5 protein-coding genes are annotated in these 6,372 nt (G+C 62.8%); 2 read left to right on the top strand and 3 right to left on the bottom strand.

Annotated elements, in window-relative coordinates:
- Positions 1 to 51: 51 nt before the first annotated feature.
- Positions 52 to 1,113 carry an L-glyceraldehyde 3-phosphate reductase gene (gene mgrA / locus ACNPM8_RS10595; protein ID WP_448939816.1) on the bottom strand — a complete coding sequence of 354 codons (1,062 nt, stop codon included), beginning with the start codon at positions 1,111 to 1,113 and terminating at the stop codon, positions 52 to 54.
- Positions 1,114 to 1,409: 296 nt separating this feature from the next.
- Positions 1,410 to 1,571 carry a hypothetical protein gene (locus ACNPM8_RS10590; protein WP_166650864.1) on the bottom strand — a complete coding sequence of 54 codons (162 nt, stop codon included), beginning with the start codon at positions 1,569 to 1,571 and terminating at the stop codon, positions 1,410 to 1,412.
- 150 nt (positions 1,572 to 1,721) lie between these two features.
- Here ACNPM8_RS10590 and ACNPM8_RS10585 point away from each other — a divergent pair, with 150 nt between their 5' ends.
- Complete coding sequence (locus ACNPM8_RS10585) at positions 1,722 to 2,507, top strand: alpha/beta fold hydrolase (protein WP_332595056.1); 786 nt, start codon at positions 1,722 to 1,724, stop codon at positions 2,505 to 2,507.
- The gene (gene hrpB / locus ACNPM8_RS10580) at positions 2,504 to 5,062 is read left to right on the top strand and encodes an ATP-dependent helicase HrpB (protein WP_448939815.1); all 2,559 of its coding nucleotides are present in this window, start codon (positions 2,504 to 2,506) and stop codon (positions 5,060 to 5,062) included. The genes ACNPM8_RS10585 and hrpB overlap by 4 nt, the downstream gene beginning before the upstream one ends.
- Positions 5,063 to 5,132: 70 nt before the next feature.
- On the opposite strand, the gene ACNPM8_RS10575 is transcribed toward hrpB, so the two are convergent.
- The gene (locus ACNPM8_RS10575) at positions 5,133 to 6,365 is read right to left on the bottom strand and encodes an acyl-CoA dehydrogenase family protein (protein ID WP_133834862.1); all 1,233 of its coding nucleotides are present in this window, start codon (positions 6,363 to 6,365) and stop codon (positions 5,133 to 5,135) included.
- Positions 6,366 to 6,372 lie beyond the last annotated feature (7 nt).

Here is a 6,372-nt window from a genome sequence, read left to right as displayed (position 1 = left end):
TCCCCCCCGCGGCTCAAGAACACAGGTATTACCTGTGTGATCAGTGGATTACTAGCCGATAGCGGAAGAACGCCACCAGTCGATTCCGGCATCGCCCTGGGCGATCTTGGCAATCTGGGCCAATTCCGCCTCGGAGAACTCAAGGTTGTCCAGCGCACCCAAGTTCTCGTCGAGCTGCTTGGTGGACGAGGCGCCGATCAATACCGAGGTTGCCGCGCCATCGCGCAGCAGCCAGGCCAGGGCCATCTGCGCCAGCGACTGCCCGCGCGTCTGCGCAACCTCGTTCAGGCTGCGGACCTTGGCCAGGTTCTGATCGGTCAGCTGGGCTTCGAGCGAACGGCGTCCGCCTTGGCGAACCACATCAGTGGTTTCCAGGTACTTATCGGTGAGCAGGCCCTGGGCCAACGGGGTGAAAGCAATGGTGCCCATGCGGTCCTTTTCCAGTGTTTGCAGCAGGCCGTGCTCTACCCAGGGGTTCAGGATGTTGTACGACGGCTGATGGATTACCAGCGGGGTTCCCAGGTCCTTGGCGATTGCGGCAGCCTCGGCGGTGCGTTCTGCCGAGTACGAGGAGATGCCCACGTAGGTGGCCTTGCCCTGGCGAACCAGGGTATCCAAAGCGCCGATGGTTTCTTCCAGGGGAGTCTTCGGATCGAAACGGTGCGAATAGAAGATGTCCACGTAGTCCAGATTCATCTTCTTCAGTGAGGCTTCGCAGGAGGCCAGCAGGTACTTGCGCGAGCCGAAGGTGCCGTGCGGGCCTGGCCACATGTCGTAGCCGGCCTTGGAGGAGATGACCAGCTCGTTGCGGTAGGGCTTGAAGTCCTTTTCCATCATGCGGCCGAAGTTCTCTTCGGCTGAACCTGCCGGAGGACCGTAGTTGTTGGCCAGATCGAAGTGGTTGATGCCGTTATCGAAAGCGTGGCGCAGGATCTCGCGCTGGGAATCGAATGGACGGTTATCGCCGAAATTCCACCACAGTCCCAGGGATAGCGGGGGCAAGCGCAGGCCGGAATCGCCAACGCGGCGGTAGCCGAAGTGCTCATAGCGGTCTGCGGCAGCAGTGTAGGGACGGTGCAGTTCCGGGATGGACGGGAGGCGTTCGTATTCCACGAGGCACCTTTCTGCCAGGTCAAGCGCTGGCGAGCGGAAATCGATTTGACGTCAGTTTCCACAATAGGCCAGAGCCTGAACTAAATAAATAGCGCAAAGGTGAATCCGCTGTGTGCGTAAAGGTTTCGTGGGTTTGGATTAAATGATGAACCGACCCGCCAGGCCAAGGAGGTAACGCCTGTGCGGATCGGTTCATCTAGATCACTCGCACCTTGAGAAGGTAATAACCACACTAGGAGCTGAAACTTGAAAGTAGCTGAATGCGAGGTGTGCGGTCTCTTGGGAGAAGGCTTTTGCTAATAATTCGAGGGCGGATCCGAAGCCGGGAATGACTCGTCTTCCCACTCTTCGACGAGAGCTTCATCGTGCTCGTCATGGCGCTTCTTTTCTTCTGCGGCCAGTCGCAGCTTTTCCTCTTCAGCGCCACCGGGCTGCCCAGCAGCTGATTGTTCAGGCATGATCTTCCTCCCAACTTCCGTGGGCCACCCCCTGCGGATGGCTGGACCCTGTGTCTTCAGTGTTCACCTATTAGCCGCGGATGTCGAGGGCGGCGGCAAACACAGATTTCGCCTTCACCGTCAATACAGGATTTAATCGAAGGCATGCCGATGATCAATAATCCCGCAGATGGTTCCGAAATCTTCTTTGACGATGACGGGGCTGCCGGGGAGCCGATTCTCTTCCTCCATGGCTCCGCCCTGTCCCGGTCCATCTGGAGAGGGCTCGGCTACACCAAGGCGTTGGGCCAGGGGCACCGCACCATCCGCATGGACCTGCGCGGGCATGGCAAGTCGGCCAAATCCCACGACGTGGCCGACTACACCATGGACAAGGTGGCCGGCGATATCCGCGCGGTGATGGATCACCTGGGCATCGGACGTATTCACATTGTCGGCTACTCTTTTGGCGCACGCACCGGGCTGCACATGGCCATGCACCACCCAGAGCAGGTGATCTCGCTGATCATGCTCGGCGGCACCTACGAAATTACCCCCGGCGAAATCGGGAAGCTCTTCTTCCCCGGCTACCTCGAGGTCCTGCGCAATGGCGACATCGAAGGATTCGTCACCGGACAGGAAAAGAATGGACGCCTGGATCCAGCAACCCGCATGGCCTTCAAGTCCAACGACCCGCTGGCCCTGGCTGCCTACTACGAGGCGGCCGAGACCCTGCAGAACATCAACCTGTCCGAGCTGGGCAAGATCAGAATCCCGACCTTGCTGCTGATCGGCACCCGGGACCAGCCGCGCTTCGACCAGAACAAGATCATGGTCCGCACCTTGCCCAACGCGCGCATGGTGGCTTTGCCGGGGCGAACCCACGGCAGCACCCTGTTCCCGATTGAGCCTGTGGTCAAGGCCATCGAGTCCTTCTGGGCTGGACGCCAAGCATGATTTCGGCCCGCTTCGACCTGAACAGGATTGCCTCAGGGCTGGCTTTCGGTCCCAGCAGACAAGAACTCCATGAATCCTTGGTGGCTATTCCTGCCCAGCCGCTGGTGATCCAGGCGCCACCGGGATCCGGCAAGACGACGATAGTTCCACCCACGGTAGCCAACGCCCTGGACCAGGCAGGACTGGCTGGCAAGATCATCGTGACCCAGCCACGCCGTGTCGCTGCCCGGGCTGCTGCCCGTCGCCTCGCCCAGCTTGATGGATCGGTTCTGGGCCAGCGTGTTGGCTTCGCCGTGCGCGGGGAACGGCAAGCTTCGGCGCAGACCCGCGTGGAATTCGTGACCGCAGGCCTGATGCTGCGCAGGTTGCTGGCCGATCCGGATCTTGCCGGTGTGAGCGCGGTGATCATTGATGAGGTCCACGAGCGGTCGATCGATACGGATTTGTTGCTGGCGATGGCCAACCAGGTCAGCGAATTGCGTGATGACCTGTCGCTGATCCTGATGAGTGCCACCTTGCACGCCGGGGAACTCTCGGCGCTGCTGGCCCGTGGCCAGGCCGCTCCAGTGCTCAGCGCCCACACCGCGCAGTTTGCCGTGCAAGAAGCTTTCGACAGCTTCGCCGGAATCCGGAACACCGAACGCGGGCTGAACGATGACTACCTGCGCCACGTTGCCGCCGTCGCGGTACGCCACAGCGCGGCAGCCAACGCAGCAAGCGCAACCCCGGTGGACACCTTGGTGTTCGTCCCCGGGGTACGGGAAGTCGACCGCGTCTGCTCGCAGATTTCTGCCTCCGGAGTGCAAGCCCTGGCCTTGCACTCGCAGATCTCTTCCAAGGAACAAGACCGGATCCTCAGCGAGCCGGAGGCTGGCAGCGCCCCGCGGATCATCGTCTCCACCTCCATTGCCGAATCGTCGGTGACCGTGCCGCGCGTGCATCTGGTGGTGGACGCCGGCTACGCCCGCGAGCCGCGCCGAGACAGCTCGCGTGGTTTCTCGGGGTTGATGACCGTGGTGGCCAGCCGTTCCGCGGCCACCCAGCGGGCGGGCCGGGCAGGACGACTCGGGCCGGGCAAGGTGGTGCGGACCTTGGACCCCAAGTCCTTTGCCGCCGCCCCGGCGCACTCCACACCGGAAATCCGCACCGGCGACCTGGTCGCCGCCGGCTTGTCGCTCGCGGCATGGGGGACCCCGCGTGGCGAGGGGCTGGCCATGTGGGAAGCGCCGCCGGCTAGCGCCATGGCCAGCGATGAGCAGATCCTGCGCAGCCTGGACGCGGTTGACGGGACCGGGCAGATCACCACCCTGGGCGAGCAGATGATGAAGGTTCCAGCAGACCCGCGTGCCGCCCGCGCGTTGCTCGAAGGCAGCCGGATTTTCGGCACCCGGGCTGCCTCGGATGCTGTCGCATTGCTGGCCAGCTCGGAACGCATTGCCAGTGCGGACCTGAATGAATTGCTTGCCGCGGTGCGCCGGAGTTCGCATCCGGCGCATCGTGCCTGGAAGCATGAAGCGCAGCGCCTGGAAAAGCTCCTGGGCAGTGCGGAAAACCGCACCGGGCGGCAGCCTGCACCGGCAGCTGCGGCTCTGGCAGGCGTGTGCGCTTTGGCCTACCCGCAATGGATTGCGCGCAAGGTCGGCCCGGAGGAATACCTGTTGGCTTCGGGGACCCGGGCAACCTTGCCGCGCGGCAGCCAGCTGATGCATGAGGAATTCCTTGCGGTCGCCGAGGTCTCCCGTGCCGGATCCAAAGCGGTGATCCGACGGGCCGTTGGCATCGAACTTGGCACTGCCGTCGACCTGTTGCCGCAGATGCACCAGAAGCGCGAAATGGCGGAGCTGGTTGACGGCAGGATCACCGCTCGCCAGATCGAGAGCTTCGGCGAGATCGAGCTGGCGGCCCATCCGGTCAAGGCCACCGCAGAGCTGGGCATGCAGGCTGTTGCCAGCGCCATAGCTACGCAGGGGATAGCCTTCTTCGGCACCCATGAAAAGTTTGATGCCTTGCGCCGGCGAATGGCCGTGGCCCATCGCCTGCTGGGCGAACCCTTTGCCGCGGTGGATGACCAGGCCCTGATTGCCTCGGCGGGCAACTGGCTGCAGCCGGTCTTGCGGCAGGTAGCCGCCGGCAAGAACGCGGCCAAGGTTGACCTGTATTCGGCATTGCGGACCTTGCTGCCGTGGGAGCATGCCCATGATTTTGATTCGCTGGTGCCCGAACGGCTCCAGGTGCCTTCGGGATCAAGGATTTCCGTGGCCTATCCCGAGGTCGGTGAAACCGGTCCAGCGGTCGTCGCCGTGAAATTGCAAGAATGCTTCGGGCTCGATGAGTCGCCGCGGCTGGTCAAGGGCAAGCTTGCCGTCCAGTTCCACTTGCTTTCACCCGGTGGCAGGCCGCTGGCGGTGACCGATGACCTGGTTAGCTTCTTCAATGGGCCCTACGCCCAGGTGCGTTCTGAAATGCGCGGGCGCTACCCGAAGCATCCTTGGCCGGAGAATCCATGGGACCACGTGGCAACGGCAAAGACCAAGAACCGATTGGGCCAGCAGTAGGCAAAAGCACGCCGGGGCCGAGGCCCGGAAGAACGAGCCAGGTCCCGGCGTGCTTTCCGGCGCCCAGGTTCTAGGCGAACGCTGAGAAGCCGGTGATGTCGCGGCCCATGATCAAGGCCTGCACGGTTTCGGTGCCTTCATAGGTGTGGATTGCTTCCACATCGGCGAAATGGCGGGCCACGCGGTTGCTGGTCAGGATGCCGTTGCCGCCGAGCAGGTCGCGGGCGTTCGCTGCGATGGCGCGTGCGGTGCGGGTAGCGGTGTACTTGGCCAGCGACGCCTGCGGGCCGGTCAGCTCACCGGAAGTTTCGCGCTTGGTCGCCTGCATGACCAGAACCTGGATAGTAGCCAGTTCGGACTGCATGCGGGCCAGGCGCTCCTGGACGATCTGGCTGGCGGCCAGCGGACGCCCGAACTGCACGCGCTGCTTGGCGTAGCTCACGGCCGACTCGTAGCAAGCGGTCGCGTGGCCCACGGCAGACCAGGCGACACCCAGCCGGGTGGCGAACAGGACGCGCGAGGTGTCCTTGAAGCTCTTGGCTTCGGGCATCACATCGTGGTCCGGAACGAAGACGTTCTCCATGCGGATATGCGCCTGCCAGATAGCGCGCAGGGAGAGCTTGTTTTCGATGGTGGTGGCCTTGTAGCCTTCGGCATCCTGGTGCACGATGAATCCGCGGACTTTGCCTTCGTCGTCGCGGGCCCAAACGATGCTCACGCCGCCGACCGAGCCGTTGCCGATCCATTTCTTTTCACCGCTCAGGCGGTATCCGCCCTCGACCTTGGCGGCACGGGTTTCCAGCGAAACCGAGTCGGAACCATGAGTTGGTTCAGTCAGCGCGAAAGCGCCTGGAAGTTCGCCGCGCAGCATGGGGATGGCGTACTTCTTGATCTGCTGGGCATTGCCGCAGTACAGCACGGAGCGCAGAGCCAGACCGCCCTGGACGCCAACAATGGTGGAGACCGAACCGTCGCCACGGGCCATTTCCATGTTGACCAAGCCGGCAGCCAGCGGGCTCATTTCCTCGTAGCCTTCCAGGTTCAGGCCATCGCGCAGCAGATCCGCATCGCCAAGCTTCTTGAGCAGATGCAGCGGGTAGTCGGCCTTGTCCCAGTACTCGTGGATGTCGTCCTTGACCTCGTCGAGGATGAATGCGCGGGCCTTGGCTCGCCACGCGTTGTCCGCTTCGCCTACTTCGGCGAAGATTCCGGTCGGATCGATATTGACGTCTCCGGACCACAGGTCGTATTCGGGTTCGACAACGCCGGCGGGAAATTCAAAACCGGTCTCCAGCTGGGACATTTCAGAT

This window comes from Glutamicibacter sp. AGC46 (assembly GCF_053543715.1).
This window is presented reverse-complemented; position numbering and strand designations above follow the sequence as displayed.

Coding starts and splice junctions, on each gene's coding strand:
- ACNPM8_RS10590 (WP_166650864.1), bottom strand. CDS start 1,571: ATGCCTGAACAATCAGCTGCTGGGCAGCCCGGTGGCGCTGAAGAGGAA.
- ACNPM8_RS10585 (WP_332595056.1), top strand. CDS start 1,722: ATGATCAATAATCCCGCAGATGGTTCCGAAATCTTCTTTGACGATGAC.
- hrpB (WP_448939815.1), top strand. CDS start 2,504: ATGATTTCGGCCCGCTTCGACCTGAACAGGATTGCCTCAGGGCTGGCT.
- ACNPM8_RS10575 (WP_133834862.1), bottom strand. CDS start 6,365: ATGTCCCAGCTGGAGACCGGTTTTGAATTTCCCGCCGGCGTTGTCGAA.